This is a genomic window from Methanoculleus frigidifontis (assembly GCF_030464345.1).
In the GTDB taxonomy this organism is placed as follows: domain Archaea; phylum Halobacteriota; class Methanomicrobia; order Methanomicrobiales; family Methanoculleaceae; genus Methanoculleus_A; species Methanoculleus_A frigidifontis.
Window position 1 is genome coordinate 471,975 of the sequence record NZ_VCYH01000001.1, and the last position, 26,178, is coordinate 498,152.

Below are 26,178 nucleotides of genomic sequence, written 5' to 3' on the forward strand. Positions count from 1 at the left end.
GTGGACTATGGGGGGATCGGGATTTCCGTCCGCCTTTTTATCGCAGTGATCGTGGGCCTTGCTGTGATCGTTGCCGGCCTTTTTATCCTGTTGCGTCCCGTGCCGGCTCTCTCTCAGCTTATCCCCGCCACCGTCATTGCCGCGATGGTGGTGTACGGAAGCAGAAAGGCAGCCCGGATCGTTGTCGACGCAAAGGCTATCACCATCCGGCGACCGCTCTTCCCGCCTCTGGTCATCCCTCGGGATGCCGTTGCGAGGGCAGCGGTGAAGGAGAACAGGGTGCCGGTCTCCCCGCGGCACCTTGCGGTAGTACTGACCCTGTGTCTCGCGTCGTACTTTGCCGTCACCTGGGGGGGATCTGTTGCAGCCGGATGGCAACACCGTGGGATTCTGGATCGCTATCGTGCTCTTCACCCTGGCGATGTTCTATCACGCCGGTACCCGGGCACGCTACCCGCAGGTCGTGACCGTCACGACGGCGGACAGCAGACTGATCGCGATCTACACCGACGATCCCGAACGGGTAGCCCGGATGCTGGGGGTGACCTGATGGCGATCTCCCTCGAGTACGTCAGGAAAAAACTCGGCTGGTGCCCGAATGCGGTGGTGCAGCCGGATCGGAGATTGGATACGGCGTACCCGGACTACTATGGTGCACATGACGCTGCAACGCCCTTAAAACGGGGGATGGCTGTTGATTACCAGCTTGTCAACAACAGATCCATACTGCTCGGACTGCTCGCCCTGTTTGGATACTTCATACTCTCTGTGATAGGCTTATGCATACCCGACCTGCGCCCCGGTTTCTATACGCTTTCGGGCATCTCCCTTCTGGCATATGCTGCGGTGCGCTTCTATCTCGATACGAAACGGGCTGCAATAGAGTTTAATCAGAGCTCCATTACTATCAGAAGGCCTCTCTTCGGACCTCTCGTCTTTGACAAGAGTTTCATCCGGTCGATCGAGGCGAAAAAGACGTATCTTCCCATACCCCGCTGGGCGTTTGCGGTTCTCTCCCTTCTGTCGGCTTTGATACTGTTCTTCAGTATGATACAGGTCAATGTGATGCGATGGGTGAACGGCTATGCTGTGACCCCGGATTTTGCATTTAGCCTTTTCTTCGCAGCCGGCTTTGCGGCCGTTATGCTGGAACTGAGCTACCGTTCCCATGCTATGCTGTCCTACCCCGGCTTTCTGAAAGTAAAACTGAACCCTGACGGAACGCTCCGCCTCTATGCAAAGGATCCCGACGATCTCGCCGCGATACTGGGAGCGCCGTGATGCCGAAAACGTGGTTTCGGGTCGATGCGATCCTGAAAGAAGAGCTGATGCGCTCCATCGTCGTATGGTTCGTCTCGTTCCTTGCAATCGGCGGACTGACGGCGACGGGATACATCCGCGTTCCCGGATTCTGGCCGTTTGTCCTCGCACTCGTTCCCACCGCAATACACGTTGCTCTCATGACCCGGTACCGGCGAAGGGAAGGGATCGCCGATCCCTCGATCCCGGCTATCGTATGTCACCTCATGGGGTCGCGTTCCGAACGTAATGAGAAATAGATCGGCTCAGTCCGGATCGCAGCACGAAAAGCGTTCGATATCCTCACGGTCGTCGTCTTCGCTCTCGACTACATCTCCACTGCTGCTTGTTGCCCGGCAGTCAGGCCTCTCTGGATCGTCGTCCTCGTCGGCGCCGCGAAACCGGGCACATCCTCTTCGAGTGATGTGCTGCCGGGGTCACTCTGCTCGCACGGCAAAAGGAGATGGACGGGAGTTACAGTGCGTCGGCACCAGCTCAGACTTATTCGGCCACCTTTGCTAGGATCCCTTCGATGGTGTCGACCTTCTTCTCGATACGTTCGAGCGACTGCCGGAGTGCCGCAAGGTCGGCAGCAGCACTCGATGATGCCACCGCACTCAGATGTTTCTCAAGCCACTGCTCTGCCCTGACGGCGATGACGAGCAGGAGGGCGATGACCACGGCCCAGTAGAAAACCGTGAGCACCGACGAGTCGATCAGGGACAGAAGATCGATGCTGAAGAGTGAGGCTCCGACAACGAGAGCAGCCAGCAGAAGAGCGGCCGCTGCCCTGGCGGATGGCATCTTCTCTCTCACTCCGCCACGTTCTCGAGGATCGCCAGGATGCGATCGGTCTTCTGCTCAAGGGAATCTACTTTGGTGCGGAGCACCCGAATTTCGGCGTCCGTCTCCGCCGTGTCGGGAGCACGGCTCGCGAGATTGTCCATGCGCTGCTCGACCCATTCCTTGAACTTGACAACGACGTAGACGAGCAGCGTAAAGGCAGCCAGATTGATCGTCACCCAGGCAATGCCCATCACACCGTAACCGAGTATCCGGGGTTCGATGAGCAATCCGCCGAGAATCACGCCCGCCCACAGTACGAGAACGGCGGCCCACGCCGCCATAAAGAATTTTTTCACCAGATCTTCCGCCATATTTTACTCTCTCCGTAATTTTTCGATCGTCTCCGTGTTCACCACCAGTTCGAACGGCACCGCCCGGTAGTACCGCCGGAGATACGGCGGCTCTTCCGACGTCCTGCTGGTCGCTTCCACCAGCCCGAGTTTTTCGAGCTGCTTGAGGTAGATGTTCACCAGCGGGCGTGAGATGCCGAGTTCCTCCGCGATCTCGCGGGCGTACTTTGCATCGCCCGAAACCGACCCGAGAATGGCGAGACGCTGCTCGTTTCCCAGCATGCTCAGCACCCGTGCCAGCTCGGGGATTGTGTTGAAAGATAATGTCAACACGTGTTTAATAATATTTACACCAATATAGTTCTTTCGTTTCTGCCGATTCTGTGGTCCGTTCCGGGGGGTTGTGCACGTATCCGGCGTTACAACAGATAGATTCAGAAAAAGATGAGAGAAAGGGAGTGTATCCCCCGTCCCCATACGCGCTACCGTACCCTCTGGGCGCACTGAATTCCTGTTGCTGTGGCGGGGTTCAGGCAATTGATGAGGTTCCCTCTCTTGCTCCGGATGGCCGCACTCCGGGGTATTCGGAGCACGGCTTTCCCTTGGGTATCGTCATGACTGTCCCCGCCCCTTGAGGGGCGGGGGAGGAGGCCGGAGGCCGGGTGGGGCGGGGTTGATGATGTCTGTGGATCTTCGCAGTAGACGGGGTAGGGGAGACGCCCGGGACAAGCCCGGTCCGGCGCCAGCCCGGTCAGGGGAAGAACGCGGTATACGCTTGAATCCCTGTATCGAAGGGTAGCGCTCATGTCCCCCGTCCCCGCGAAGATTCCTCTCGCGGAAGAGAGCGTTCGGAAGCGGCGCTGCTACCCCCGCCCCACTGCAATGCTGATCGCCGCCGTCCCGCCGTCTGCGGCCGGCAGGGCTATCCCGCCCGCCGGGCCGTGGGTGACCGTGGCGATATACCCGCCGTCATTTGTCCTGACGAGCGATCCCGTCTGACTCCCTTCGCCGAAATCGACGGAGGTGTCCCGGACCACCGCCCCGGACTCGTCGAGCAGGATGAGGTGCAGTTCCTCCCCATAATGGTACCAACTGCCCGCTCCCTCGATCCGCATCGGGAACGCGGCGAAGGCGTAACCGCCGCCCGGCAGCCGGATCACCGGGGTGAAGGCATCCAGCGTCCGGCGACCGGCAGGCGTCCCGTCCGGCCCGAACGTGGCAACGACGGTCTCGAAGCTGCCGTCGTTCCCGAGCCGGATGACCTCGTAGACCACGCCGATCTCCCCTTTGGTCTCCCAGAGATCCGAGATGTCCCAGATGAGGGCACCATCTCCCTCGTCCACCGTCTGCTCCCAGAGCACGGCGCCGTCGGCGCCGATGCGGGTGACGATGATGCTTCCGATGGCACGCTCCGCGACCAGGCGTCCGCCGGAGCCGTCGGGCAGCACCGTCTCCCACGACGCCGCGGTGTCCGGGCCGGTGAACGGCGCCAGCGTCCGGTTCCAGAGGAGCGAGCCGTTCGCATCGAGCATCGCCGCGAAAGAACAGGGCGGGCTGAGGTTCTCACCGCCCGGCACCGTCTGGCCGGCGATGGCGTAGCTGCCGTTCGGCATTGCCGTTACCGACGATGGGACTGTGTCGCGCCCGAAAGAGAGGCGGGTCTGCCACGCGATGCTCCCGTCCAGGTTGAATTTGATCACCGAGGCGTCGCGGAAGGGTGGCTCTGGAAGATCCGCCGGAGCCGACGCGGTGAAGAGGCACCCGGAGATCATGACCGCTCCGATGAGCAGCCCGATGGCCGGCAGGGCGTATCGCATATATGTCTGCTTTCTCTCACGCATAGAAATAGCCTCCTTTTTTCACCCGGAGACGGCCGCCGGCGGCGCGGGCGACCGGTGCGGCACGGACCGCACCCACGGGTAGTAGTGAACCTCTCCGCTGGGCGGCGGGGCGGCGGAGAGGAAGACCGTATACCCGCTGCCGTCCGGGTCGACCACGCTGAACCATTCGTAGGGCGGAGCAGTCGCATTCGCCGGAACCCGGACTTCCCCGTCGCCGACGTATCTGCCGTCGACGTACACGCTCGCCCCTTCGTCGCGGGGGTGAATGACGTACCAGCCTGCATCGTCTCCGATCGCATCAGGCGGCGGTTCCGTCACGATATTCTGCGGAAAGAGGTCGATCGTCTCTCCCGGTTCCGGCACGGCGGTGATGCAGCCGGTATAAGCTGCAGACCCCTCGCTCCGGATGGAGTAGCGCGTAACGAGAGGGGCTGCGGGGTCCATCTCGAGAGCGAGCGACGTCCCGTCGATCGTTCCCTGATACTCACCGTCGAACCGGACCTCCGCTCCGTCGGCGTTGTACCAGTGTACCACGTAGCGGCCGGCGGGCTGCACGCCCATCGGTACACTTCCGGATGCATTGGCAACGGAGACGAGCGTCGTCCTCCCGGTCTCCCGGTCGTGCACGAAGACGTCCGCATACCCGTTCGTGTCGCCCTCCACCAGATTGCTGGCCTCCGAGACGAACGTGACGTACCGGCCGTCGGCGGAGATGTCCGGAGATCCGGACGTGCCGTTTCCCGGTGTGCGGTCGGAGGCGACGGAGACGAGCGTGGTCGATCCGGTCTGCATGTCATAGACGAAGACATCCTCTCTCCGGTTGGCATCGCCGGCCGTCAGCGAGGCGTCGGATGAGAATGCAACGAAGCGGCCGTCCGCCGAGACTGCCGGTGCCCGCGACCATCCGCTCGCATGCGTACCCGGGGGGTAATCGGTGATCCTCGTGGTGCGCCCGGATGCCCGGTCGCGGACGAAGATGTCGACAGGGGGAGAGGTTCCGGGAGGATTCTCTTCGGCAAACGACCGAAACACGATACGGCTTCCATCGCTTGAGATTGCCGGAGAGACGGACGGACCTATCAGCTGCACTCCTGCAGGAGAGTGCGAGACGAGCGATGTCTCGCCGGTCTCCCGGTCGTGCAGGAAGACGTCCGTCTCACCGTTCGCATCGCCGAACGCGAGATTGTCGGCACACGATGCGAATACCACCCACCGCCCGTCCCCGGAGATCCATGAGGGGTATGACTCGCCGTTTCCCTGCATGCCGTCCGATGCCGTCGAGACCCTCCCTGTCTCACCGGTCTCGCGGTCGTGGACGAAGACGTCGACCACCCCGTTCGTGTCCCCCGGAACCAGATTGTCGGCCCACGACGAGAAGGTGACGAAGCGGCCGCCCGCAGAGATCACCGGATCGATCGACCGGCTGTTGCCCCCCGTGCCGTCGGAAGCCCTTGAGATCAGTTCCGCTTCCCCCGTCACCCGGTCAACGACGCAGACCTGGTGCGACTGGTTGCCCGCCTCCATACTATACGGGTTCTTCGGCAGCGGCGCGATCGCCTCGAACGCGATGTACCGCCCGTCGCTGGAGAGGGAGGGGTACGTGAAGCTCGAGTACTCCTCCCGCAGGTCGGTCGTGTTCACGATGCTGAACGTCTCGCCGCTCTCCCGGTCGTGGAGGAAGATGTCACCGGGCGATCGCACCCGCCAGAGCGTGGGGATATACTCGCCTGCCGTGACGAAGCCCACGAACCTGCCGTCGGCGGAGATGGCAGGATACCCTGCCCAGCCATCGAACTGCGTTCCCTGCACGGCATCCTTCTGCGGCAGATCCCCGCTCCCGGTGCACCCGGCAGCGAGCAGCACGGCGATGAGCACCGCCGCAGGCCAAATGCCGCGATACGCTCTCATCTCCCCTCCATCCGCACGACGGTCTCCGCCTGTGCAAGTTCGCCTGGCGTGAAGACCGTGAAGGACGACCGCCGGCCGGGAGGTTCGGGGACGGTCGATGCCCGGGAGACGACCCCCGTCGTGTCCCCTTCGGTCGTCACGAGGTCCGGGGCCGTCCGCCGGGCGACGATGATGGTGTACCATGGCCGGTCGGTCGAGAAGGCCACCTCGCTGAGCGGCTCGAGGGTTCCGTTCTCGAGCAGGAACAGGTCGCTGTACTCGGCCGTGTAGCGGAGGCTTCCCGACTGGCTTTCGGCGAAGATGGCAAGGCCTTCCTCCCCGAAGGCGATCTCGCGGAACGGCAGATCCTCGATCGCCGCGAGCACGGCGATCGGGTGGACGCCGGATGCGGGATGAATGGCCGTACCATCCTGCCAGATAGAGAGCTCTGCCTGCTCTGGAACATACCTGGCCGAACAGAACTGTTCTGCTCCCTCTGCGACACCGAAATACTCCAGGAAGACCGATTCGAGCGAACCCTCAGCATCGAGATTGACCCGGCACTGGTCGAGCACCACCGTCCGGTTGTCCACCCCGCTCGCCGCAACCGTCGCGTTCCAGACTGCTGCAAGGGGAGGGGCGCAGGTGTTCTGCGGTGCGGCAAACGCCACCGTCTGCACCCCTTCCCCGGGAACAGAGCACCCGGCGGCGAGCGCGGATGCGAGGAGCAGTATGCACATAAACCCTCTCATCTCCGTCAGGCCTCCCGTACCGGAACGCCCGCCGGTCCTGCGGCGACGATCCGGACGAGCCCGCAGATGCCGGTCGCGACGATCACGAGTTCGAGGTAGAACCCGATATCGAGGAGCAGGGCAAAGACCGGATCGAACCCGAAGACCTCGACGGGCGGCACGGCAGTCATGATGCCGTCGAAGAGCCACCCGACGAACAGCGGCAGCCGGTCGGCGAGCAGCGGGGGAGGTCCGCCCGCCCAGGTTTCCGGGTTGACGAAAAGAGCGAAGATCAGCGGACCGGCCGCGAAGAACGTGCAGACCACTGCCGCGACCTTTCCCCGGAGCGATACGAGGCCTTCGATGATCGGCAGCGGTGTTGCAGCGGCTGCCACAATGATATCGAATATCACAGCGAACATGATGCCGATAGACCAGGGCGGCGCAGGGGCTCCGGCGGTGACGGCGGTGACGCCCATCATGATCCCGCACGCGGCAGCTGCGAGGAGCGGCGGCAGGACCCGTGAAGCCCGGTCGAGGAGGCGAAGGGAGAGAACGGCGAGCCCGACCGCACAGACTGTCATGGGGAGCATGGCGGCGGCGATATCAGGCAGCGTTGTCACTTCCAGGACGGTCTCGACCTTTCATGTCAGTCCGTTTTGTTTCCTGCCATAAAGCATTTCTGTGCCAACTCTCTTCCTAACCGGCTAAAGAGACCGGGGCGGACGCTGCAATCGGCGGTGCATCAGCCTGCGAGGTGCTTCTGCACCAGACCTGCCGAATCGCTGGCGATCGCGTAGGTAGCACCGCGCCCATTCCGGTCGACCCGCACGATCCCGTCGGCAGCGAGACGCCGCATGTGCCAGGAGACCGACGGACCGGTGATGCCGAGCTCCTCTGCGATCTCCTTTCGTGATCCGGCGGGTGCCTGCAGAAGCATCTCCAGGATCGCACGCTCCGTCCGGTTCCGGAGATGTACGAGGATCGTTCGTTCGCGCTCTCCGATGGTGCCGTGGTTCTCAAAGTAGCGGGTGCAGCCGCCGGCCGTATGGGAGACGATCTTCCCCTCCCGCTCGAGCACGGCGAGGTGATAGTGCAGGGTTCCCGTGTTGATGCCGGTCGCACGGTGCAGCCCGCTGAAGTGAATGCCCGGGTTGTCCCTGATCTGCTCGAAGAGCGTGCGGCGGGTGGCGTGGTCGAGGAGACGCTTGCGTTCGAGAAGTTTGTACCCGACGAAGAGCCAGAGCGGCGTGGTAAAGAGGAACAGGATGACGATCGGGACCCGGTCCGCAAGGTCGGGGGAGACCGACGCGGCGGCGTGCCACAGCAGATAGCGCAGCCCGAGCTGCCAGTGCGGCACCGGTTCGCCGTCCACTGCGGGCGGGGGCATATCGTATGCGCCTTTGAAGAGACAGATGCAGACGAGGACGATCGCCGCCCGCTTTGAGAGTACCCGCATGTTCCATACCTCCTCAGCCTGTTCGAGAGGTTGTCTGGACACCATGTAAGGTTTGTGTACCGATCGTCTACGCATCCGGCGATCGGTAGATGATCGGCACAGAAGAGGTTTATCCGCAGGTGTCGCGATCTCGATTGCAATCGGATTGAACGGTGAATCACATGAACGGAACATGGTATGCAGCCGCACTGGTATGTGCGGCCGTGATTGTCGGCATTTGTATTGCCTCCGCACCTCTTCAACCGAGTGCCGGGTTTTCGGCCGCCGCCGAAGGTGCCCGACCGCCCGGCCAGGAGATCCCTCCCATCATTGTGAAGGGGTATCCGTACTCGCTATCGGGGGAAGGCGGCGGAGCGGAAACGGTTGTAGTATGGTTGATCGGACGAAACTGCTTCGAGCAAACCGTCGTGGATGCCGGGGACGGCGGGTTGTTTTCGTTCGCCCTGCCGGCGGAGCGGACGGCCGGACTCGAGAGCGGTCCGTATTCTCTCATCGTCCAGAACCCCGGAGCGGACGGCGTCTTCGATCCCGGCGCCGGTGCAGCCGTCCGCGTGATCGGGAACCGGAGCACCGCTTCTGTGGACTCCCTGTCAGCCGTTGCGGGCGAATTCGTGGCGGTTTTCGAGAGTTCAGAGATCGACGATACGGTGACGGCCTATAGGTTCCTCCTCGAAGAGCCCTGGATCCGGGTCGACGGCGCTGAAGGCTGCCTGCTCCCGGACGTCCGCGCCGGCGTTCGGATGACCGTCTCCGGAACGACGAACCTGCCCGCAGGCGAGCTGTTGACCGCCGATTTCAGCCGGGTCGAACCGCGCCGTGACGGCCTGAAGGTGGTGGCGCTGACCGTCTCCGGGGGCGATCCCTACAACGCCTGGTCGCTTGAGACCGATACCGGGGAGTTCGAACCAGGGGAGTATTTCCTTACCGTGGGGCGGAGCCGGCCCGGGGCGATGACGGTCGCCTTCACGGTCACGGGTGACCGATAGACGATCCGTACAGAAAACGTTTATCCGGCGCGGTCCTGATCCCCTGTATGGATGCGGAGACGACAGGAAGGAGCGTATGCACCATCGTCCTGCTCGCTCTGCTCGCGGCGCCGGCAGCAGCCGCGGACGCGTACGAAGATGCACCGGGAAGCAGCGTTCTGACCATACCGGTCTTCGGCCCTCTTCCCTGGGTCTGGCCGATTGATGTCGACGCGAACCGCGTCGTCTGGGTCGAAGACGAGGGGAGCCACGTGGGAAACTCTTCCGTCCGTGTCTGCACCCTCACCACCGGCGAGGAGAGAACGGTCGCGGAGAGCCTGCAGGAGACCGCGTACTGCAGCGGCCGCCGGGCCGTCACGCCGGGAGTATCCGGCGATCTGGTCGTCTGGACCGAGAACCTGGGCGCCGCCGTCCACGTATTCGACCTGGCCTCCGGTGGAGAGCGGATTCTGTTGCGTGGAGAGGTATTTCGGGGGCGCAGCATCACCCAGAATGACGGATCGCAGAGGACGGTCTGGGAAGCCGTAGCCTACGAAGGCCCGGTATACCTCTCCGGCCCCGAGGATATGCAGGGGTGGGACACGATACACGGGGACGTTTTCTTCGACTTCCCGGCCGTCGACGGTGACCGGATCGTCTGGGTAGAGGGGAACGGCGCCGACAGGGGTTCGAGTGATATTTACCTCTACAACCTCACCTCAGAAGAACTCGTTCCGGTCTGCACGGCTCCCGGAGAACAGACCCGCCCGAAGATCTCCGGCGACCGGGTTGTCTGGCAGGATATGCGGAGCGGGAACTGGGACATTTACTCCTACGATCTCACGACCGGCGAAGAGCGGGCAGTCTGCACCGATCCCGCCCGGCAGATCCATCCCGATATCGACGGCGACGATATCGTCTGGCAGGACCGGCGCAACGCCTACCTCGGAAGAGACTGGGACAATTCGGACGACATCTACCACTTCGACCTCGCCGCCGGAACCGAGCGGCCACTGGCGACGGGGCGGGAGGAACAGCATGACCCCGCCGTTGCCGGCGGCCGGGTGGTCTGGGTGGAGAGCGTCCGGTGGAAGGACGATCCGCTGCACGAGGGGAACCGGCTCCTGGTGTACGATCTTGTCACGGGCTCGACCCGGTGCATCCCGGCAGAAGGCGGCACCGTCATGGATCCGGTCATCTCCGGCAGCCATGTCGCTTTCTGCGTGATCCGCGACACTGGGGAATCCTGGAGCGTCTCCGTATTCGCCCTCGACGAGGAACGCCCCAACCGGACTTTGGCCGCCCCCGCAGCTACTGCGGAACCGGTGCCGACCGCCGCGCCGGGGTACGCGGCTCTTTCGGCGATTGCCGCCCTTGCGGCGCATGCGTGCCGCCGGCGACAGTGAGCGACGGCACACGTCAGGCTCCCGCTTTGCAAGCAGGCCGACAGGAAGAGAGATCGTACAGAAACCTTTTGTCCCGGCGGCCTGAATTTACCTCTGAAGGAGCATGAAGCGGTTTGCAGGTGCAGTCATTCTCATAGTGCTCGTCGGCGCGATCTTCGCGGCCGGGTGCACATCCCCACGGTCCCACCCGGGGTACGGAGCGTGGACCTGGCCATCCCCGACGGCCAGCCGGCATCGAACATCACCGAGGTCGTGGTGAGCCCGTACCTCGACGCCGTATACGCGGAAGTGAGCGACGTTGCGCTGCAGATCAGCGCAAAAGACTACGGCACGGATATCGTCGCGGCCGAGACGACCGTTCCCGTCGGCAACCTGACGCCTGGAAAGACCGGGAAAGAGCCGGTATCCCTCCGGCTCGAGAACGGCAGAAAGTACGACGTCTGGGTGATGGTCTGGCAGGGCGGCCGGATGCAGGAGAAAGGGTCGGTGGACGTCTCCCTCCCGGACCGGACGGTTCCGGAGCGGAAACTTGCCTACTCGCTGCTCACCATCACCGCCGTCGACGTCATGACCCCCGATCTCGATGCCGACCCGATCACCCTGGATATCATCACCGGGATTACGAACAGCGGCCGGAGCCAGTCCGGCGATCTCGCGATGGAGGTCCGGCTCGTCAACCTCCAGACCGGGATCACGGCTGTCCGCGAGTCCCGCCCGCTCGGGATGGTCGCTGCAAATACGGCGACAGAGAAGCAGGTGAGCGTGACGGTGCCGAATGGCTACGACTATACGGTCACCGTCCGGCTCACCGAAGACGGCGCACCATTTGCGTCCAGCACCGGCCGGGTCACCTTCGCCCCGCAGCCGCAGGTGGTCGTCGCCGGCGGGCAGTCGGGGGTTGTGCCGGACAGCCTTCTCTCCCATACGGATGGGCTGTCCTTCGGCCTGACAGTCCCGACCCCGGCACTGACGGCGCCCTGCCCGTCGACGGCGCAGATCGGGCAGTTCCGCGTCCAGAGCGGCGGCGCACCGGTGCCGACCACAGCCGCACCCGGGTTTCCGGCAGCAGCAGCCATCGGGACGCTCGCGGCCGCTCTTCTCCTGCTGCGCCGGAGGAAATAGGGATGGTGTTCGACGGGCCGACAGCGCGGAGGGTCTACCTCATCGCCGCATCCGCCATCTCGCTGATCGTCGTGCTCTTCGGGGCGGCAAACCTCATCGCCATCCTGATCGAGGTCTTCGCTTACCCGCCGCCCCAGCCCTACCCGGTTCCGCAGTACTATCCGGGTCTGCCGGGAAGCGCGGCGCAGGTGGCCGTCGGGCTGGTGGTCTGGGGCTACCACTGGGCGAAGCTGCAGGCGGAGCGGTGACGGCTGGACGCCACTACCGGCACCGCACTCCCGCCCAGATGAGGAGCAGCCCGACGAGCGGCATCAGGTATGCAATATAGAGGATGCCGACGACTTCGTTCAGACCGCCCGTGACGACCGGGTTTGCGGGGTCGGCGGCGAAAACGACGGCCTGGTGGTAGATGAGATACCCGGACGCGATACTGACGAGCGCGGTAACGGCCACCGGTCCGCGAATGGTGTGTCTGCACCGCTCCGGAAACGTGTACAGGAACAGAGCGGCGGTAGGCACAAGAAGCGCCAGAAGGAGCGTCTCAAACTGCCCCGGGTGGATGCCGGTCAACGCCGCCGCACCGCCCCGCAGAACGAGGAGCGCTATCACCACGGCGAGCGGGATGCCCCGGAGCCACCGGGTGGATTCGCCTTTGATAGTCCTGAGGAACTGCGCCGCGCCGATCAGGGAGGCTATCGAGAGTGCGGATACGACGACCGACGGGCCGAAGACGCCGCCTGATGCGAGCGCCACCGCAACCGTCCCCCAGAGAAAGAAGAAGACCGCGCTCGTTGCAACGAGCAGGAGGGCAAACGGCCCGGCCTTCATCGCCATTTCGCTCCTCTGCGGCGGATCAGCAATATCCCGAAGCAGCAGGCAACCGCCGCTGCGACCGCCCCAAACCCGGGGGCACGGCCGGGCATCACCGTCCACCCATGCTCTCCAAACGACCGGGTCGTCCCGGCAAGGATATATCCACCGTCTGATGTCGGCGCAAGAGCAGAGACAGCATCCGTCGCGTCCCCGCCAAGCGAGATCGCCGAGGTCACGTTTCCGGTGTGATCGGCCAGCACCAGCCACCCGTCGTCCGGCCCGCCGGTGTAGGCCGTGCCGGTGAATGCGTATCTCCCGGGAGACGGCGCCGCAGCTGCCGTGACCACGAAGAGGCCGTCGGGCATATCCGGTATCCGGCTCCAGACGGTATCACCGCCCCCACCGATCAGGACGAGACGGGTCTTTGGAAGATCGCTTTCGGGGAGGACGGCTCCGCCGATGCTGAGGTAGCCGACGAGACCACCGCCCGGTACCCGGAGCAGCACAGTGGGGGCGCTGCAGTCCGTATCGTCAAGCGTCCTCGTCCAGAGCGCCTCACCCGATGCGTCGGTCTTGATCAGCCGGAGCGGCACGGCTCCGGAACTTCCCGCTCTCCAGGGATTCTTCACCGCCACCAGGTAGCCGCCGTCGACGGGCGTCCGGATAAGATCGTCCACCATCCCGGCATCGTTGCCTCCGATACACCTGTTCCACTCCTCTTCCCCGTCCCGGTCGACCTTGAGCAGCCAGGCGTTGTCGGTTTGGGTCGCACCGGTTGTCCTCTTCCCACCGAGGATGAAACCGCCGTCACCGGTCTGGATGACCGTCGAGAAGACGAGGTACTCGTCGTCCTCCCCGAACGTCCGGCTCCAGATTTCCCCGCCGTCGGATCCGACCCTGAGTATCCAGGCGTCGGCAGTGTCTTTCTCAGGTGTCCACCCGGTGTTCCCGGCGACGACGTAGCCGCCGTCGGAGGTCCGGATCATGTCGAGCACGTTCTCCCAGTCCGGTCCGCCGTAGGTCTTCCTCCAGAGTTCGGTGCCGTCGGTGTCCGTCCGGATAAGGAGGACGTCATGCTCGCCGCTTCTCCGGTGATTGTTGGCAGCGATCAGGTATCCGCCGTCACCGGCCTGCACCACCGAGGCAACGTCGACGTTATCTCCTGCACGGTAGGTCCGGTTCCAGACCTCGGTGCCCTGCGCGTCCGTTCTGATCAGCCAGACGGACTGCTCGTACCAGGTCACCGGCGTACCGGTGGGCGCCGGAGTCGTGTACGCTTCAGCCATTGCCCGGGAGATCTCGGCGAGCCGGGCGTTCTCCCTCCCGGTCAGGCACATATCCGGGCCTGCTGCCGGATCAAACGAGATCCTGGTTACCGAACCGCCGTCCTCTGTGGCTACGGTCTCGTGCAGCACCGGATACTTCCGCCAGATCTCCCGCAGTTCCTCCTTCATCGCCGCTTTCTCTGCATCCGGGCGGAGAGACCGGTCGACGGAGGCAAGCAGGTTCTCCTGCTCCTCCGCGGCCCCGACGAGCATCACCCAGTACGGCGAAGCCTGCTTAACGGCATCGTCGATCTCTATCAGGTCGACGGGCAGTTCTCCCGGCGCCGGTTCGGTGAGCGTGATCGGGCGGGGAGTATCGGCGGCGGCTGCCGGGAGAACGACCATGCCGGCCAGCAGAAGAACGCACGCACAACAGAGAAGGTACTTCATCGGATTGCCTCATTCCCTCAGTCTCCGACGCGACCGGGCGGCAAGCAGCCCGCCCGAAACCGCAATCGCAGCGATCCAGGCACCAAACCCGGGCACTGCTTTCTCCTCCGGCTCCGGCTCCAGCGTAAGCTCGAGCCGGTTTGTGGTGTTTTCAAAGACGACCTCGCGGTGGAGGGTGATATATCCGTCCCGCTCGACCGTGATAGTCTGTGCGTAGCCGAACGCGTTCTGTATCAGGTAGCCGCCGTCGCCGTCGGTCTCGGCCGTCACGTGTTTCGAAGTGCCGCTCAGCGGGAGGACGGAAGCAAACGTCACCGTCGCACCAGGGATCCGGTGCCCGTCGGTATCGGTCACCTTTCCGATGACAGTGATGAACGGCGGCGGGGGAATGTCGACATTGACGTAGACGGGCAGGACCGCCTCCGACGTCTTGCCCCGGGTGTCGGTGAGCGTGACGGTGATCGTCTCGTTCCCTTCAGCGACCGGGACGGTGCACGAGAACTCCGCCGCGTCTCTGCACGACACCTCGCCGACGCTGCTCCTGACTACCAGACTCTGTATCCCGGTCGAGGCGTTGGCCATGCCGACGACCGTGGCCTGCGGCGGGACGGCGTTGCTCCAGATCGTCTCATACTGCTTCGGCGACGTGACGGAGAGCATCATCCTCGTCTCGGTCGGTTCGTCCCCGGCCGCTGCCGGGACCGTGGCCACCGCCAGCAGCAGGAGGATGAGAATACAGGGAACCGTTCGCATTGTTCTTTTCTCCGAAAGAGCAATTGGAGGGACGGGTTTATACGTTTTCTGTGCGATGCGTCTTCGCATCCGCCGGTCACGCGTAGACGACCTTCTCCGCAAGCCCGATCTCCCGCGGGGCGAAGACGACCCGCGCCCGGGGGTCTTCATCGATCCGGGTCGCCTTCAGGTTCTCGTTCTGCTGCTTGCCGTTCGCCTCGATGATCAGCGGCTCCCGGATAGGGTAGATCTCGATGGTGTGCCAGACCTCGGCGGTGGCGAAGGATATCTCCCGCAGGGGATGGAACGTGCCGTTCTCGATGGCGTAGATGTTCCCGTAGGTGTCATCGTAGGTCCGGTTCTCCTCGTGGTGAAAGACTTTCAGGTTCATCCCGCGCTCACCGTAGGAGATCTCCCCGAACGGGATATCATCGACGGCGGTGAGGACTCCGAGCGGGTGCGGGCGGGGCGGCCGGTAATCGAGCCGCTGGGACGAGAGGTAGGCGCTCCCATTCCGGAGAACGAAGGCGGAGTGTACCCACGGTTCTCCCTCCATATCGGCGAAGAAGTGGAACTGGAGGTAGGTGACCGATCCGTTGGCGTCAAAGCCCATATCGAGCATCGCACCTCTCGCCGTCTCGTTCTCGAACGGTATCCCGCTCGCCATCGCCTCCCAGGCCTCGAGAAGCGGGGGGTTGCACCGCTCTACCGGGAGAAGCGGTACGGTAGCGTAGTCTATCGTCTCGTAGCCGGGCGGGACGTAGAGGGCACGGCCGAGCACGAGCGCCACTGCGATGAGAATCCCGACCGCAAGCCACCGGTCCTTCACGCGGCCACGCTCCCGGCGACGAGATAGCCGCCGTCCGCCGTGCCGATACCACGGATCGCGTGCCGATTCAGATCGATCGCCCGCTCCTGCCGCCAGACCCCGGTGCCGGTGACGTCGTGGCCGGTGAGGGTGATCCCCGCATCCCCGGTCACGATCGAAAGGTAGCCGCCCGACGACGGGACCACGACACCGCCGTCGTCCCCGACGGCACGGGATCCCGTCACGTCGCCGTGACTGTCCAGGGAAAACGCATAGCCCTGGTGAGCCGGCACAACGCTGCCCATGAGATCCTCCGGGAACGTCGTCGACCGGTAGAGGACACCGAACCGTCCCGGCGCCGTCTCCCAGACACCCAGGAGTTCGTCAAGCCCCTCGCTCCCGAAGTCCCGCTTCCAGAGGACGGTGCCGTTTGCGTCCAGGCGGACCGCCTGCAGGTACGTCTCGAAGTGATCGCCGGCAAAGACGCCTTTCGCCTCCGTAACGACGAGCACGCCTCCCTCAGAGGCGGGGTAGACCGGGTGATACCCGATGCCGCCCGCGGTAGCAAGCGAGGTCTTCCAGATCCGGGTGCCGTTGTCGCTATAACAGGCGGTCGTATCGCCCCAGACCGCGACATACCGGTCGTCGGCAAGAGCAATCAGGGAGACGGGGGTCATTCCCTGACTCTCGTCGGCGAGCGACCGCCGCCAGAGCACCGCTCCCCCGGTATCGATGCGAACGATCTCAGGGGTCTCTACGGCCATCAGATACCCTTCGTCAGGCATCGGGACGAGTGCGGTCACCCGCCCGAACCCGGTCTCCACTGCCGATTGCCGGCGGATGCTCCCGTTCTCGTCGAGAACCACGATATGCACCGTGTTCTCCTCCTGACCGGGCTCCGTGACCGCGAGGGCATAACCGCCGTGGTGCTCGGCAAGGACGTCAGGCCGATCGTAGGCATCGAGATCAATCCGTGCCTCCCACACGATGTCGCCGGCGGCCGAGACTTTGAGAAGCCGGATGTCGGTCTCCGCCGCGGGCGCACCCCCGGAGTAGGGCACAGGGGGGATGACGCCTGCTGCGATTCCGGCAGCAGCCAGGAGTGGCGGGGCGGCGATGACCAGGACGGCGACCGCCATAACCGGGAGGACGCTGCGGTATCCTTCTGTCCCGTCTCTCCCGAGGAGCGAGCCGATGAGCCCCCCGAGTGCGGCGATCAGCGCTGCGCCGATCACAAAGAGGAGATCCCGAAACCACATCCTGCAGAGCGATCCGATGAGGTAGGCGGGATCGGGAATGAAGAGGAGGGTGCGGGCGGTTATCATGGCGACTGCGCCTGCCAGGGCGGCGGAGAGGATTTGTGTGTCCCGCCCCTCCGTTCTGGTGCAGTACGAGGCGAAGAATCCCGCAACGAGGATAACCAGCATCAGCGAGACGTACGTCTGTGTGATCCCGATTCCCGATAGGTTCTGGTTGTAGACAAACGCGCCGTTCCAGGTGCGTGAAAGCGCCTCCACCACCGCGAGGAAGGCTACTCCGGCGAGAAATCCAGTCCCGACCACGGTACCGGCGGTGCTTCGCATTCCAGGCCGGGAACCTTCAGGCACGGGGCACCCCCGCAGGCGACCCTGCCCCCATCCGCATCATAGAGGGAACTGGGACGCGGGATTATATACTGTTTCTGTCCCGATCGTCTACCTGAACGCGCCGAGGCCTCAATTTCGTTACAACCGGGCTGGGGCGCCTGCTAAAAAAACGCAAAGGTCAAGTGGCGGCGTTCCGATCTCGTAGCATGCGAAACCGGGCGGCGGCTCTCATTCTCATAACCCTCCTCTCTCTTCTTCCCGCCGGCGCAGCAGCCGAATCCAGCTACACGGTTACGTCGGCGGGCGGCTTTGTGCCCGACGGTCCGCCGGGAGACGCAGTGCCCATCGAGTGGTGGCAGGTCCCGGTCTCGATCCTGCTGTCCGGTTTTCTCTCAATCCACGCCCCGGAGCTCGTTGTCGTCGTCAACATTCTCGTTCTGCTGAATATCTGGCTCTTCTTCGGCTATCGGCGGATTGCCAAACGTGCCGCACTCGAACACGATACCCGGACCGCGATCTACGACCGGATCGTCGCCTGCCCCGGCATCCACGCAGGCGCCCTCGTCCGCGACCTCGGGGTGAACCGGGGGACGCTACAGTATCACCTGGAGCGGCTGCAGGAGTTCGGGATGGTCACCGCTGCCAGTGTCGAGGGGCACACCGGCTACTTCGAGAACCGGCAGAAGTACTCCGCCCTTGAGGAGAAGATGCTCATCCACCTCAGAAACCGGAATGCCCGGGAGATTCTCTCGATTCTGCATGCGAGCCGGGCGGCATCGCGCCGGGAACTCGCCGCCCGGCTCGGGATCGCCGGCCCTTCGGTCTCATGGCACATGCACCGGCTCGCGGCAGACGGGATCGTGGAGGTCGAGAAGGATGGACGGGAGAAGCGATACCTGCTCGCCGATGCGACTGCAGCGGCGCTCAAACGGCACCTGCCGGCATCGGGCAATCGAGGGGAGGGGAGGGGATGAGCACCCTGCGGAGTTACGGTTTTGCAGGCCGTCTGAGGGGCGGGATGCCGCCGGGATCTCTGTTCCACCGGAGATCTTTAGTGGAAGGAGAACAATCACGAAGATCGGAGGAGCACGATGGCACAGGTGATTCTGCTGCGGCACGGCGAGAGCCTCTGGAACCGGGAGGGCATATTTACGGGATGGACAGATGTTGATCTCTCTGAGCAGGGCATCGCCGAAGCCCAGCATGCTGCGGCGCTCCTGCGGGACGGCGGGTATACGTTCGATCTCGCCTATACGTCCGTGCTCAAACGCGCGATCCGAACGCTCTGGATCGTCATGGACGATATGGACCTGATGTATGTCCCGGTGCAGAGGTCATGGCGGCTGAATGAGAAGAGTTACGGCGCTCTTCAGGGGCTTAACAAACGCGAAACCGCCGAAAAATACGGGGAAGAGCAGGTGCATCTCTGGCGGCGCGGCTACGATGTGCGGCCGCCGCCGCTGCCGTGGGACGATCCGCGGCACCCCCGGTTCGATCCCCGCTATGCGGACATGCAGCCCGGCGAGCTGCCGGCGACCGAGTCGCTGCAGGACACGCTCGACCGGACGCTCCCGTACTGGCACGAGCAGATAGCGGGAAGCCTGCGGGACGGGAAGACCGTTCTTATCTCGGCGCACGGCAACAGCCTCCGGGCACTGGTCAAATACCTCGACGACGTTCCGGACGAGACGATAGCGGGCCTCAACATCCCCACGGGCTATCCGCTGATCTACGAGATGGACGACGACCTGAACGCCGTCCGCCATTTCTACCTCGGCGATCCGGACGAGATTGCACGGGCTGCGCAGGCGGTGGCGAAGCAGGCCGCGCCTGAGACGAAAACCGGGCGATGAACTCTCCGGCGCATTCCAGGCCGGCGCCCCTCCGGATGCACGATGCAAAGTGTTAAACTCGAGCAAGAGGCAACGCTTCTCGTATGTCCCCGGATACCGTTTCAACACTCCTCAAAAGGATCGAGCAGGACAACGTACGGTTTCTGCGCCTCCAGTTCACCGATCTCCTCGGCATGCCCAAGAACGTCGCGATCCCCGTCAGCCAGGCTGAGAAGGCGCTGACCGACGGTATCGGGTTCGACGGCTCCTCGATCGAGGGGTTCGCCCGGATCGAAGAGTCGGATATGCTCCTGAAGCCGGATTTTGACACCTACACCATCCTCCCGTGGCGGCCGCACGAGAACACGGTCGCCCGGTTCGTCTGCGACGTGACCGGGCCCGACGGCCGGCCGTTCGAGGGCGACCCGCGCTGCGTCCTGCGGCGCGTGACGGAGGATGCGAGGAAGGACGGCTACACCTTCAACACCGGCCCGGAGCTTGAGTTCTTCCTCTTCCGGATGGTCGATGGCCGGCCGACGACGCTCTTCCAGGACGTCGGCGGCTACTTCGATCTCGCCCCGACCGATCTCGCCGAGAACGTCCGCAGCGACATTATCCTTGCTCTCGAGGCGATGGGCTTTGAGATCGAGGCGTCCCACCACGAGGTTGCCGAGAGCCAGCACGAGATCGACTTCAAGTACAGCGACGCCCTGACGACTGCAGACCGCGTCATGACCTTTAAATTCGCGGTCAAGACGCTCGCCCTCATGAACAATCTCCACGCGAGTTTCATGGCCAAACCGATCTACGGCATCTGCGGCAGCGGTATGCACGTGAACTGCTCGCTCGCCAGGGACGGGAAGAACGCCTTCTATGACCCCGACGGCTGGCAGCAGCTCTCCGAGACCTGCATGCACTTCATCGGCGGCGTCCTTGCCCACGCAAAAGCGATCACCCGGGTGGCGAACCCGACGGTCAACTCCTACAAACGGCTGGTGCCCGGCTACGAGGCGCCGTGCTACATCACCTGGAGCACCTCCAACCGCTCAACGCAGGTTCGGATCCCCGCACCCCGCGGCAACAGCACCCGCGCCGAGTTCCGGAGCCCCGATCCGACCTGCAACCCCTACCTGGCGTTCGCCGCGCTCCTTGCGGCGGGTATGGACGGCGTCCGGAACCGGACCGAGCCCCCGGCGAGCACCAATACGAACATCTACCACATGACCGCCGCCGAGCGGCAGAAAGCCGGGATCGAGACGCTGCCGGCGAACCTCTACGAGGCGAACCAGGCGCTCCTCGCCGACGACGTCATCTGCAGAGCGCTCGGCAGCCATGTCGTCGACGCACTCGCGTCCATTGCAGACCTTGAATGGGACTCCTTCCGGACAGCGGTGCACCCCTGGGAGCTCGACCGCTACCTCGCGACCTACTGAGCATACCCCCAAATCTCTTTTCTACCCCGCATCGTTCGTGCAGGGCGGTTGCCGGTTTTTCATCTCAAGGGCGAGCGTTGTGCATTCCCGCGCGATCTCGGTTTCAAAATCCGTCACCATGCAGTACTCGCGGCCTCCCCTGCACAGTTCGTTCGGTATTCGTTCATCGGGAAACTGCATGTCACGGAAGAATATGCAGAGGTCTCCACCCTGGTTGCTCATCTGCAGGGCTTTGAGCGACTGGAAGATGCACGTCATATAGAGCCTGCAGGCATCCTTCATCTCCGGATAGTCGACGTATGCCGTCCGGGACAGTGCCGTAAGAAGGATGTCGATCGGGTGATGCTGGAGCCGGCCGACCCCGTTCGGGTAATACGTAAACGCCGTCACGATTCCGGTGCGCAGGTCGTCGGGAATATCGCGCAGATCGTCGGGCAGCTGAAAGAGGTATCCTGATCGCAGACAGTGTGCCACGAATCTCCCGGTGATCTTGCAGTCTGCAAGAACTGCAGGAATAATGCGTGTATATGCTCCTTTGAGGGCTGCGTGCACGTACAGATTTTCATCCGAGAGTGAACGATCACCGGCCCATCCCGCACCCATCACCGATACTTCGGCGAGGACGGCATATGCCTTCGCTGCCATATTCCATCGCTCTTCCGAGAGTGTTTCCCGCAGGGTGATCAGTGCATCTTCGGTGTACGCCATGAGCGCGTCCTGCGAGAACTGTGGTCTGTCTCCTCTCCTGCTTGAGAGTATCTGCAAAATATTCCGGTAATATGCTTCTTTCTCTGCAGCGGAGTATGCCGGATCGTCGATGATCTCGTCAAAAAGATAGGTCTTGCCGAAAGAGGATCCGATCCGAAACTTTTGGAGATACTCAATCTCTGGGGCCTGGTGGTTGAATTTCATTGCGCCGAAGAATGAACCGAGATATTTTGCAAAGAGTCCCCGCCGGATGTATTGTTCGGGACAGACTGCAACAAATCTGCAGACTTCGCTCTGGAGCAGTGCAGCCTCTTCGCTGCCGATTCCTGTCAGTTTGCCGAAGAGCTTTACCAGAGCATCAGGCTGAATGATGCGGTCCGGATCCGCACCTGCGACAAGATCTCTGTTTTGGAGGTATTTTCCCTTCAGGTCTTTTTTGAATTGCCGTACTTCGTTTTCCCGGCGTACAATCCCCTTATCTCTGAGTGAGGAATACCGGTAGTAGGTGACGGCTTCACGGTACATCGTGGAGTATCCCCGATACTGTTCGAGGTTCGTCGTGAGGAGCCCGTCTATGGATCTGACAGCCCGGGCGATGCGCCGCCGGTTGCAAAGCCTCCTCTGCTCCTGCCGTATGATGTTCGCGATCCTGTCGGGATCATATCCGTTGTTTCTGTACTGCAGGAGGTCGGCAAAGTCCCGGAGAACGTATCGGTGCGAGGCAGCATAGAGATCGGCACTGTCGTGAGCGCCGTAGAGTGCATCCAATACTTCCTGAACCGTGATACCCGCCTCCTCTGGCCTTCTGATGGTTCCAAAACGTTTCAATGGCCATAGACCGGCTTGCTGCTCCAGCCGCCCCGCATGGTAACGGCGCTGTCCGAAGAGGTCTTCGCCGCTTCAGCCTCGATATCGACGATCACGCTGCTGTATTCACCTATGCGCGCCATTTCGGTGGTACAGGCATCGTCAGGGAAATGCAGTTCGCGAAAGAGTGTCTGCAGGTTCTCTTCCCCGTGCTTCATCTGGAGCATGCGGAGGGAGTGCGATATTCGGAGTACCCAGAGATCCCGTGCATCAGGTATGTTCCGGAGGTTTTCTTCCGAGATTCTGCGCACTGCCGCAAAGAACACCTCAACCGGGTGGACATCCATGGCGCTGATGCCGTAGCGATAGTAATTGAACGGCGTGATGGTTTCTTCCTCCAGATCGTCGGTGATGTCGCGGAGGTCATCCGTAAGCTGATAGATGAGGCCCGCTCGCATGCAGTGTGCCAGAAACCCGGAATCGATGGTGTGGCCTGCAAGGATTGCCGGAATGATCCGGGTATATGCCGCTTTTATGGTGGCAATGGCGTACAGATCCGCCTCGGTAAGCGGCGTGGTATACTTCCAGTGGGATCCTGTGTAGGTCGCCTGCGCAATCGCGTGGTATGACTGCGCGACCATTCGTCCTCGCCGTTCATCAAGGATATCGCGCATATCCGTAAATGCCCGCTCCGAGAAGGCCATTACCGGATCGTTCGAATACTCCTGTTCGTCATACTTTTTGCTCGCGAGAATCTGCAGGACGTTCTGGAAATAGTCTGTCTTCTCCTCATCCGGATATCCCGGATCGTCGAGAATATCATCGAAGAGATACGTTGTTGCAAAGTGTCCTGAAAGCCGTGCAATACTCGTATAATCGGTGTTGCCGGCAGTCCGTGCAAAGAAGAACACCCCAAAAACAGATCGCATGAACTTTCCGAATACGCCCTTTTCAAGATAGGATTTTGGGCAGATGTCTATGAATTCACGGATGTATGCATGCAGCCATACAAAAGGTTCTTCTTGCTCTGTTCTACAGAAATACTGTGCAATCTGAATAAATTCTTCCTGCGACTCCAGAAAACTGTGATTCTCGCTCCGGCTTCCTGCAAGCAGCATCTCAACCCATCCGTGTATCTCGTCCTTCTCACGGTCCTGGTCCGCATTGATACCGAGATCCCGCATCATTGCAAATCGGTATATCCGCTCCTCAGCCAGCAAAAGCTCCCTGCGCTGCAGTCCCTTTTCGATATCGGTGGATAGGATCCGATCGGTGTACCCCACAACCGCTCGAACCCTCTTTAGATTCATGAGCCGTCTGCGCTCTCTTTTGAGAGACACAAGTACGCGTTCCGGGTGATGCCTCTCCCTTCGGAATGCCAGCAGGTTCTGATAGTCATGTTCTGCATACGCATACGAGGCGCGGAATATATCGTGTTCCGGCGTTTCTCCAAAAAGGGCAATTCTCAAGTCTTCCGTCATACAATGCCCGGATGTTTTGGCTCATCGTAAACTGATCCACTTTCCCCAAAAAGGCTCACCATAAATTGATCCACCTATCCCCCCTCCGGTTCCATCATCCGATCTGGAGGGGTCCTGTAGGTGAAATCGATGAGCGATATCCGACGCATTGTAGAGCTCTATAATCTCTATGGATCCAAGAGACGAGTCGCCAGAGAACTCAATATCTCCCGGAATACCGTAGCACGGTATCTCCAGCGGGTTCAGGAGGTCAAAGATGGAATCGAAGAAACAATTCTTCCCCGGGATCGTCAGATTCAGCGTTCCTGCACTGCTCTCACTCCCGAGATTCGAGACCAGATCCATGCGATCTTAAAGGCGAATGCTGACCTCCCGAAGAAACAGCGGTGGACTGGACGGAAGATCTGGGATCATCTCGTCAAAGAGGGTTATACCATCAGTCATAGCACCGTCAAACGGGAGGTTGCTTTATGGAAAGACCAGTATGGTCATCGGGAAGTCTACATCGCTCAGGAAACGGATCCCGGGTGCCGCGCAGAGTTTGACTTTGGCAAGACGGATCTCCAGGTCAATGCCCGCTGGGGCAAGTTTCCCATGGCCTCCATGGTGCTCAACCATTCCCTGTATCGGTTCTCCTACCTTTACCATCGTGAGACATTGCTTGAGGTTCTTGATGCGCACATTCGGTTCTTCAACGAGATCGGTGGCGTACCGGAGACCATCTTCTACGATAACATGGCGGCCATCATCAACCCCAGAACCAAAGAGTGGAACTCCCGGTTTCTTGAGTTTTCCCTCCACTATGGGTTTGAACCCCATGCCTGCAATCCCCGGTCTCCGCACGAGAAAGGAACAGATGAGCAGTCTGTCGGCTACGTGAGACGGCGGGCATTCAGTGAGCGAACCACGTTCTCATCCCTAAAGGAAGCAAACCAGTATCTGGCAACAGCGGTCAAAGAGATCAATGAGGGTTTCGTGTATCGCCGACCATCCCCTCCCAGTACAGGCCTCCTTCACGAGCAAGAAACATTTGCTCCTCTCCCGGCTCTTGAGTGTTCAACCTATCAATCCCGTTCAGCCAGGATCTCAAAATACTCACATGTTGTCTTCGAGTCAAACTACTATTCGGTGCCGGATACCTATCCCGGGAATTATCTCACCCTGAACTACTCTCCCGACACCGTTGAGCTGGTCGGTGGCAATGAGTTGCTTGCATGTCACGAACGCCGATTCGGAAAAGGGGAATTGGCCTACGACCTCACGCACTTTCTCAAAACCTTTTCACGAAAACCGGGTGCACTCCAGCATTCCCGGGTATTCCGGCAGTTAGACGAGGCAATTCAGCACCTGCTCCATCAGCACTATGCCGGGAGACACAAAGACTTCCTGCCGATCCTCTCGCTGTTCCATGAAGCATCGGAAGAGGAACTCGTTGCCGCGATCCGACTCCTGGAAGATCATGGCATGGTTCCTACCTATGAGACCCTGCGATGCGTCATCATGCACCAGGCAGTTCAGCTGCCGGAGACCTCGTTTCCTCCGGATCGTATCAGCATGGAGGAACCGAATTTCTCTCACTACGATGGCTATCTCCGGGGTGTTCTCTGATGCCTGCCGGAATTGAAGAACTCTGTCATATCCTGCGTCTCTCAGGGCTTGCTGCGGCAGTACGGGAACTTGAACCCGGTCCATGCTCCGAAGAGATTACGGGTTTTCTCCTTCATGCTCTGGAGTCTGAATACGAACTGAGATTAGCACGAAAACGGCTGAATGCCATCCGAATCGCGGGGTTTCCCACGATGAAGCGGTTTGATGAGGTTGTGGTCGATCTGTTGCCGGACGATGGACGAGCGTATCTTGCTGTCCTGAAACAGTTGCAGTTCATCGAAGAGCATCAGAATATCCTGATGATCGGGAACTCGGGAACCGGGAAGACCCATCTGGCGATCGCCACGGGAGTCCTGGCCTGTGAACACGGGTATCGGGTGATGTTCAAGACGACGGCGGGACTTGTCAATGAGTTGGTTGAAGCGAAACAGGAGCGGCGATTGACGTATCTTCTCCGACAGCTGAAACGAGTGGATCTCCTGATCCTGGATGAATTGGGGTATATTACCTTTGACCTTGCAGGAGCGGAACTGCTCTTCCAGTTGCTTGCGTCTCGGTATGAGACCGCGAGCACGATGATTACGTCAAACCTGGTCTTCTCCGAGTGGGTGAAGATCTTTCACGATAAGGCACTGACAGCTGCCGTGCTTGACCGAATCACGCATCGAGCCCTTGTCATGAATATGGCAGGAACCAGTTTCCGTCAGCGAGGAACACCCAAGGATTCATCAGGGAGAAGGCGAAAGTGATAGCTCAGGTGGATCAGTTTTAGATGAGCCAAGTGGATCACTTTTGAATGAGCCAAAACA

Annotated in this window: 28 protein-coding genes; 12 read left to right on the forward strand and 16 right to left on the reverse strand. The window is 61.7% G+C overall.

Features of this window, described 5'->3' with window-relative positions; genetic code table 11:
• Positions 1–113: 113 nt before the first annotated feature.
• Entirely contained in the window at positions 114–236 is a 123-nt protein-coding gene (locus tag FGU65_RS02315) for a hypothetical protein (RefSeq protein WP_301662780.1), read from the reverse strand.
• A gap of 125 nt (positions 237–361) precedes the next feature.
• On the opposite strand from FGU65_RS02315, the gene FGU65_RS02320 reads away from it, so the two are divergent.
• The 3 genes from FGU65_RS02320 to FGU65_RS02330 are packed head-to-tail and all read left to right on the forward strand — an operon-like array spanning position 362 to position 1,559.
• A complete protein-coding gene (locus tag FGU65_RS02320) occupies positions 362–550 on the forward strand; it encodes a hypothetical protein (RefSeq protein ID WP_301662781.1) in 189 nt (62 codons plus the stop codon).
• The gene (locus FGU65_RS02325) at positions 550–1,281 is read left to right on the forward strand and encodes a hypothetical protein (protein WP_301662782.1); all 732 of its coding nucleotides are present in this window, start codon (positions 550–552) and stop codon (positions 1,279–1,281) included. The genes FGU65_RS02320 and FGU65_RS02325 overlap by 1 nt, the downstream gene beginning before the upstream one ends.
• The gene (locus FGU65_RS02330; RefSeq protein WP_301662783.1) at positions 1,281–1,559 is read left to right on the forward strand and encodes a hypothetical protein; all 279 of its coding nucleotides are present in this window, start codon (positions 1,281–1,283) and stop codon (positions 1,557–1,559) included. The genes FGU65_RS02325 and FGU65_RS02330 overlap by 1 nt, the downstream gene beginning before the upstream one ends.
• Positions 1,560–1,800: 241 nt before the next feature.
• On the opposite strand, the gene FGU65_RS02335 is transcribed toward FGU65_RS02330, so the two are convergent.
• The 8 genes from FGU65_RS02335 to FGU65_RS02370 all read right to left on the reverse strand — a co-directional run bounded on the left by FGU65_RS02335 (position 1,801) and on the right by FGU65_RS02370 (position 8,353).
• Positions 1,801–2,103, reverse strand: a complete 303-nt coding sequence (locus tag FGU65_RS02335) for a hypothetical protein (protein WP_301662784.1) — start codon at positions 2,101–2,103, stop codon at positions 1,801–1,803.
• An 8-nt stretch (positions 2,104–2,111) separates the two neighbouring features.
• Positions 2,112–2,456: a hypothetical protein gene (locus tag FGU65_RS02340; RefSeq protein ID WP_301662785.1), complete on the reverse strand. Its 345-nt coding sequence runs from the start codon at positions 2,454–2,456 to the stop codon at positions 2,112–2,114.
• Between the two features lie 3 nt (positions 2,457–2,459).
• Positions 2,460–2,768, reverse strand: coding sequence for an ArsR/SmtB family transcription factor (locus FGU65_RS02345; RefSeq protein ID WP_301662786.1), 309 nt, complete (start codon positions 2,766–2,768; stop codon positions 2,460–2,462).
• Between the two features lie 530 nt (positions 2,769–3,298).
• Complete coding sequence (locus tag FGU65_RS02350; RefSeq protein WP_301662787.1) at positions 3,299–4,276, reverse strand: hypothetical protein; 978 nt, start codon at positions 4,274–4,276, stop codon at positions 3,299–3,301.
• A gap of 18 nt (positions 4,277–4,294) precedes the next feature.
• Positions 4,295–6,184, reverse strand: a complete 1,890-nt coding sequence (locus tag FGU65_RS02355; RefSeq protein WP_301662788.1) for a TolB-like translocation protein — start codon at positions 6,182–6,184, stop codon at positions 4,295–4,297.
• Positions 6,181–6,903: a hypothetical protein gene (locus FGU65_RS02360; protein WP_301662789.1), complete on the reverse strand. Its 723-nt coding sequence runs from the start codon at positions 6,901–6,903 to the stop codon at positions 6,181–6,183. The genes FGU65_RS02355 and FGU65_RS02360 overlap by 4 nt, the downstream gene beginning before the upstream one ends.
• Positions 6,904–6,920: 17 nt before the next feature.
• Positions 6,921–7,517: a hypothetical protein gene (locus tag FGU65_RS02365; protein WP_301662790.1), complete on the reverse strand. Its 597-nt coding sequence runs from the start codon at positions 7,515–7,517 to the stop codon at positions 6,921–6,923.
• 122 nt (positions 7,518–7,639) lie between these two features.
• Positions 7,640–8,353 carry a winged helix-turn-helix transcriptional regulator gene (locus FGU65_RS02370; protein ID WP_301662791.1) on the reverse strand — a complete coding sequence of 238 codons (714 nt, stop codon included), beginning with the start codon at positions 8,351–8,353 and terminating at the stop codon, positions 7,640–7,642.
• A gap of 161 nt (positions 8,354–8,514) precedes the next feature.
• On the opposite strand from FGU65_RS02370, the gene FGU65_RS02375 reads away from it, so the two are divergent.
• From FGU65_RS02375 to FGU65_RS02390, 4 genes are all read left to right on the forward strand, one after another.
• The gene (locus FGU65_RS02375; RefSeq protein ID WP_301662792.1) at positions 8,515–9,339 is read left to right on the forward strand and encodes a hypothetical protein; all 825 of its coding nucleotides are present in this window, start codon (positions 8,515–8,517) and stop codon (positions 9,337–9,339) included.
• A gap of 47 nt (positions 9,340–9,386) precedes the next feature.
• The gene (locus FGU65_RS02380) at positions 9,387–10,724 is read left to right on the forward strand and encodes a hypothetical protein (RefSeq protein WP_301662793.1); all 1,338 of its coding nucleotides are present in this window, start codon (positions 9,387–9,389) and stop codon (positions 10,722–10,724) included.
• Positions 10,725–10,925: 201 nt separating this feature from the next.
• Complete coding sequence (locus FGU65_RS02385) at positions 10,926–11,846, forward strand: DUF7490 domain-containing protein (protein ID WP_301662794.1); 921 nt, start codon at positions 10,926–10,928, stop codon at positions 11,844–11,846.
• Between the two features lie 2 nt (positions 11,847–11,848).
• On the forward strand, positions 11,849–12,094 hold the full coding sequence (locus FGU65_RS02390) for a DUF5671 domain-containing protein (protein ID WP_301662795.1): 246 nt from the start codon (positions 11,849–11,851) through the stop codon (positions 12,092–12,094).
• A 13-nt stretch (positions 12,095–12,107) separates the two neighbouring features.
• On the opposite strand, the gene FGU65_RS02395 is transcribed toward FGU65_RS02390, so the two are convergent.
• The 5 genes from FGU65_RS02395 to FGU65_RS02415 form a co-directional block, all read right to left on the reverse strand.
• Complete coding sequence (locus FGU65_RS02395) at positions 12,108–12,680, reverse strand: hypothetical protein (RefSeq protein WP_301662796.1); 573 nt, start codon at positions 12,678–12,680, stop codon at positions 12,108–12,110.
• Complete coding sequence (locus FGU65_RS02400) at positions 12,671–14,374, reverse strand: hypothetical protein (protein ID WP_301662797.1); 1,704 nt, start codon at positions 14,372–14,374, stop codon at positions 12,671–12,673. Before FGU65_RS02400 ends, FGU65_RS02395 begins: the two co-directional genes overlap by 10 nt.
• Positions 14,375–14,383: 9 nt before the next feature.
• On the reverse strand, positions 14,384–15,127 hold the full coding sequence (locus FGU65_RS02405) for a carboxypeptidase regulatory-like domain-containing protein (protein ID WP_301662798.1): 744 nt from the start codon (positions 15,125–15,127) through the stop codon (positions 14,384–14,386).
• Between the two features lie 76 nt (positions 15,128–15,203).
• Positions 15,204–15,935, reverse strand: a complete 732-nt coding sequence (locus FGU65_RS02410; protein WP_301662799.1) for a hypothetical protein — start codon at positions 15,933–15,935, stop codon at positions 15,204–15,206.
• Positions 15,932–17,497, reverse strand: a complete 1,566-nt coding sequence (locus FGU65_RS02415) for a PQQ-binding-like beta-propeller repeat protein (RefSeq protein ID WP_301662800.1) — start codon at positions 17,495–17,497, stop codon at positions 15,932–15,934. The genes FGU65_RS02410 and FGU65_RS02415 overlap by 4 nt, the downstream gene beginning before the upstream one ends.
• A 209-nt stretch (positions 17,498–17,706) precedes the next feature.
• Between FGU65_RS02415 and FGU65_RS02420 the strand changes: the two genes are divergently transcribed.
• From FGU65_RS02420 to glnA, 3 genes are all read left to right on the forward strand, one after another.
• On the forward strand, positions 17,707–18,474 hold the full coding sequence (locus FGU65_RS02420) for a winged helix-turn-helix transcriptional regulator (RefSeq protein WP_301662801.1): 768 nt from the start codon (positions 17,707–17,709) through the stop codon (positions 18,472–18,474).
• A gap of 117 nt (positions 18,475–18,591) precedes the next feature.
• On the forward strand, positions 18,592–19,353 hold the full coding sequence (gene gpmA / locus FGU65_RS02425) for a 2,3-diphosphoglycerate-dependent phosphoglycerate mutase (protein WP_301662802.1): 762 nt from the start codon (positions 18,592–18,594) through the stop codon (positions 19,351–19,353).
• 83 nt (positions 19,354–19,436) lie between these two features.
• Complete coding sequence (gene glnA / locus FGU65_RS02430) at positions 19,437–20,765, forward strand: type I glutamate--ammonia ligase (protein ID WP_301662803.1); 1,329 nt, start codon at positions 19,437–19,439, stop codon at positions 20,763–20,765.
• A 21-nt stretch (positions 20,766–20,786) separates the two neighbouring features.
• On the opposite strand, the gene FGU65_RS02435 is transcribed toward glnA, so the two are convergent.
• Both FGU65_RS02435 and FGU65_RS02440 read right to left on the reverse strand, forming a co-directional pair.
• Positions 20,787–22,241 (reverse strand): hypothetical protein, encoded by a 1,455-nt coding sequence (locus tag FGU65_RS02435; protein ID WP_301662804.1) that lies wholly within the window; start codon positions 22,239–22,241, stop codon positions 20,787–20,789.
• A gap of 56 nt (positions 22,242–22,297) precedes the next feature.
• A complete protein-coding gene (locus FGU65_RS02440) occupies positions 22,298–23,209 on the reverse strand; it encodes a class 1 isoprenoid biosynthesis enzyme (protein ID WP_301662805.1) in 912 nt (303 codons plus the stop codon).
• Positions 23,210–23,890: 681 nt separating this feature from the next.
• On the opposite strand from FGU65_RS02440, the gene istA reads away from it, so the two are divergent.
• The gene (gene istA / locus FGU65_RS02445; protein ID WP_301662806.1) at positions 23,891–25,369 is read left to right on the forward strand and encodes an IS21 family transposase; all 1,479 of its coding nucleotides are present in this window, start codon (positions 23,891–23,893) and stop codon (positions 25,367–25,369) included.
• Entirely contained in the window at positions 25,369–26,118 is a 750-nt protein-coding gene (gene istB, locus FGU65_RS02450) for an IS21-like element helper ATPase IstB (protein ID WP_301662807.1), read from the forward strand. The genes istA and istB overlap by 1 nt, the downstream gene beginning before the upstream one ends.
• Positions 26,119–26,178 lie beyond the last annotated feature (60 nt).

Coding starts and splice junctions, on each gene's coding strand:
- FGU65_RS02415 (WP_301662800.1), bottom strand. CDS start 17,497: ATGCGAAGCACCGCCGGTACCGTGGTCGGGACTGGATTTCTCGCCGGA.
- FGU65_RS02360 (WP_301662789.1), bottom strand. CDS start 6,903: ATGTGCATACTGCTCCTCGCATCCGCGCTCGCCGCCGGGTGCTCTGTT.
- FGU65_RS02370 (WP_301662791.1), bottom strand. CDS start 8,353: ATGCGGGTACTCTCAAAGCGGGCGGCGATCGTCCTCGTCTGCATCTGT.
- FGU65_RS02405 (WP_301662798.1), bottom strand. CDS start 15,127: ATGCGAACGGTTCCCTGTATTCTCATCCTCCTGCTGCTGGCGGTGGCC.
- FGU65_RS02395 (WP_301662796.1), bottom strand. CDS start 12,680: ATGGCGATGAAGGCCGGGCCGTTTGCCCTCCTGCTCGTTGCAACGAGC.
- FGU65_RS02350 (WP_301662787.1), bottom strand. CDS start 4,276: ATGCGTGAGAGAAAGCAGACATATATGCGATACGCCCTGCCGGCCATC.
- FGU65_RS02355 (WP_301662788.1), bottom strand. CDS start 6,184: ATGAGAGCGTATCGCGGCATTTGGCCTGCGGCGGTGCTCATCGCCGTG.
- istA (WP_301662806.1), top strand. CDS start 23,891: ATGAGCGATATCCGACGCATTGTAGAGCTCTATAATCTCTATGGATCC.
- gpmA (WP_301662802.1), top strand. CDS start 18,592: ATGGCACAGGTGATTCTGCTGCGGCACGGCGAGAGCCTCTGGAACCGG.
- FGU65_RS02315 (WP_301662780.1), bottom strand. CDS start 236: ATGACCAGAGGCGGGAAGAGCGGTCGCCGGATGGTGATAGCCTTTGCG.
- FGU65_RS02325 (WP_301662782.1), top strand. CDS start 550: ATGGCGATCTCCCTCGAGTACGTCAGGAAAAAACTCGGCTGGTGCCCG.
- FGU65_RS02390 (WP_301662795.1), top strand. CDS start 11,849: ATGGTGTTCGACGGGCCGACAGCGCGGAGGGTCTACCTCATCGCCGCA.
- FGU65_RS02420 (WP_301662801.1), top strand. CDS start 17,707: ATGCGAAACCGGGCGGCGGCTCTCATTCTCATAACCCTCCTCTCTCTT.
- FGU65_RS02400 (WP_301662797.1), bottom strand. CDS start 14,374: ATGAAGTACCTTCTCTGTTGTGCGTGCGTTCTTCTGCTGGCCGGCATG.
- FGU65_RS02375 (WP_301662792.1), top strand. CDS start 8,515: ATGAACGGAACATGGTATGCAGCCGCACTGGTATGTGCGGCCGTGATT.
- FGU65_RS02330 (WP_301662783.1), top strand. CDS start 1,281: ATGCCGAAAACGTGGTTTCGGGTCGATGCGATCCTGAAAGAAGAGCTG.
- glnA (WP_301662803.1), top strand. CDS start 19,437: ATGTCCCCGGATACCGTTTCAACACTCCTCAAAAGGATCGAGCAGGAC.
- istB (WP_301662807.1), top strand. CDS start 25,369: ATGCCTGCCGGAATTGAAGAACTCTGTCATATCCTGCGTCTCTCAGGG.
- FGU65_RS02335 (WP_301662784.1), bottom strand. CDS start 2,103: ATGCCATCCGCCAGGGCAGCGGCCGCTCTTCTGCTGGCTGCTCTCGTT.
- FGU65_RS02380 (WP_301662793.1), top strand. CDS start 9,387: ATGGATGCGGAGACGACAGGAAGGAGCGTATGCACCATCGTCCTGCTC.
- FGU65_RS02340 (WP_301662785.1), bottom strand. CDS start 2,456: ATGGCGGAAGATCTGGTGAAAAAATTCTTTATGGCGGCGTGGGCCGCC.
- FGU65_RS02440 (WP_301662805.1), bottom strand. CDS start 23,209: ATGCGATCTGTTTTTGGGGTGTTCTTCTTTGCACGGACTGCCGGCAAC.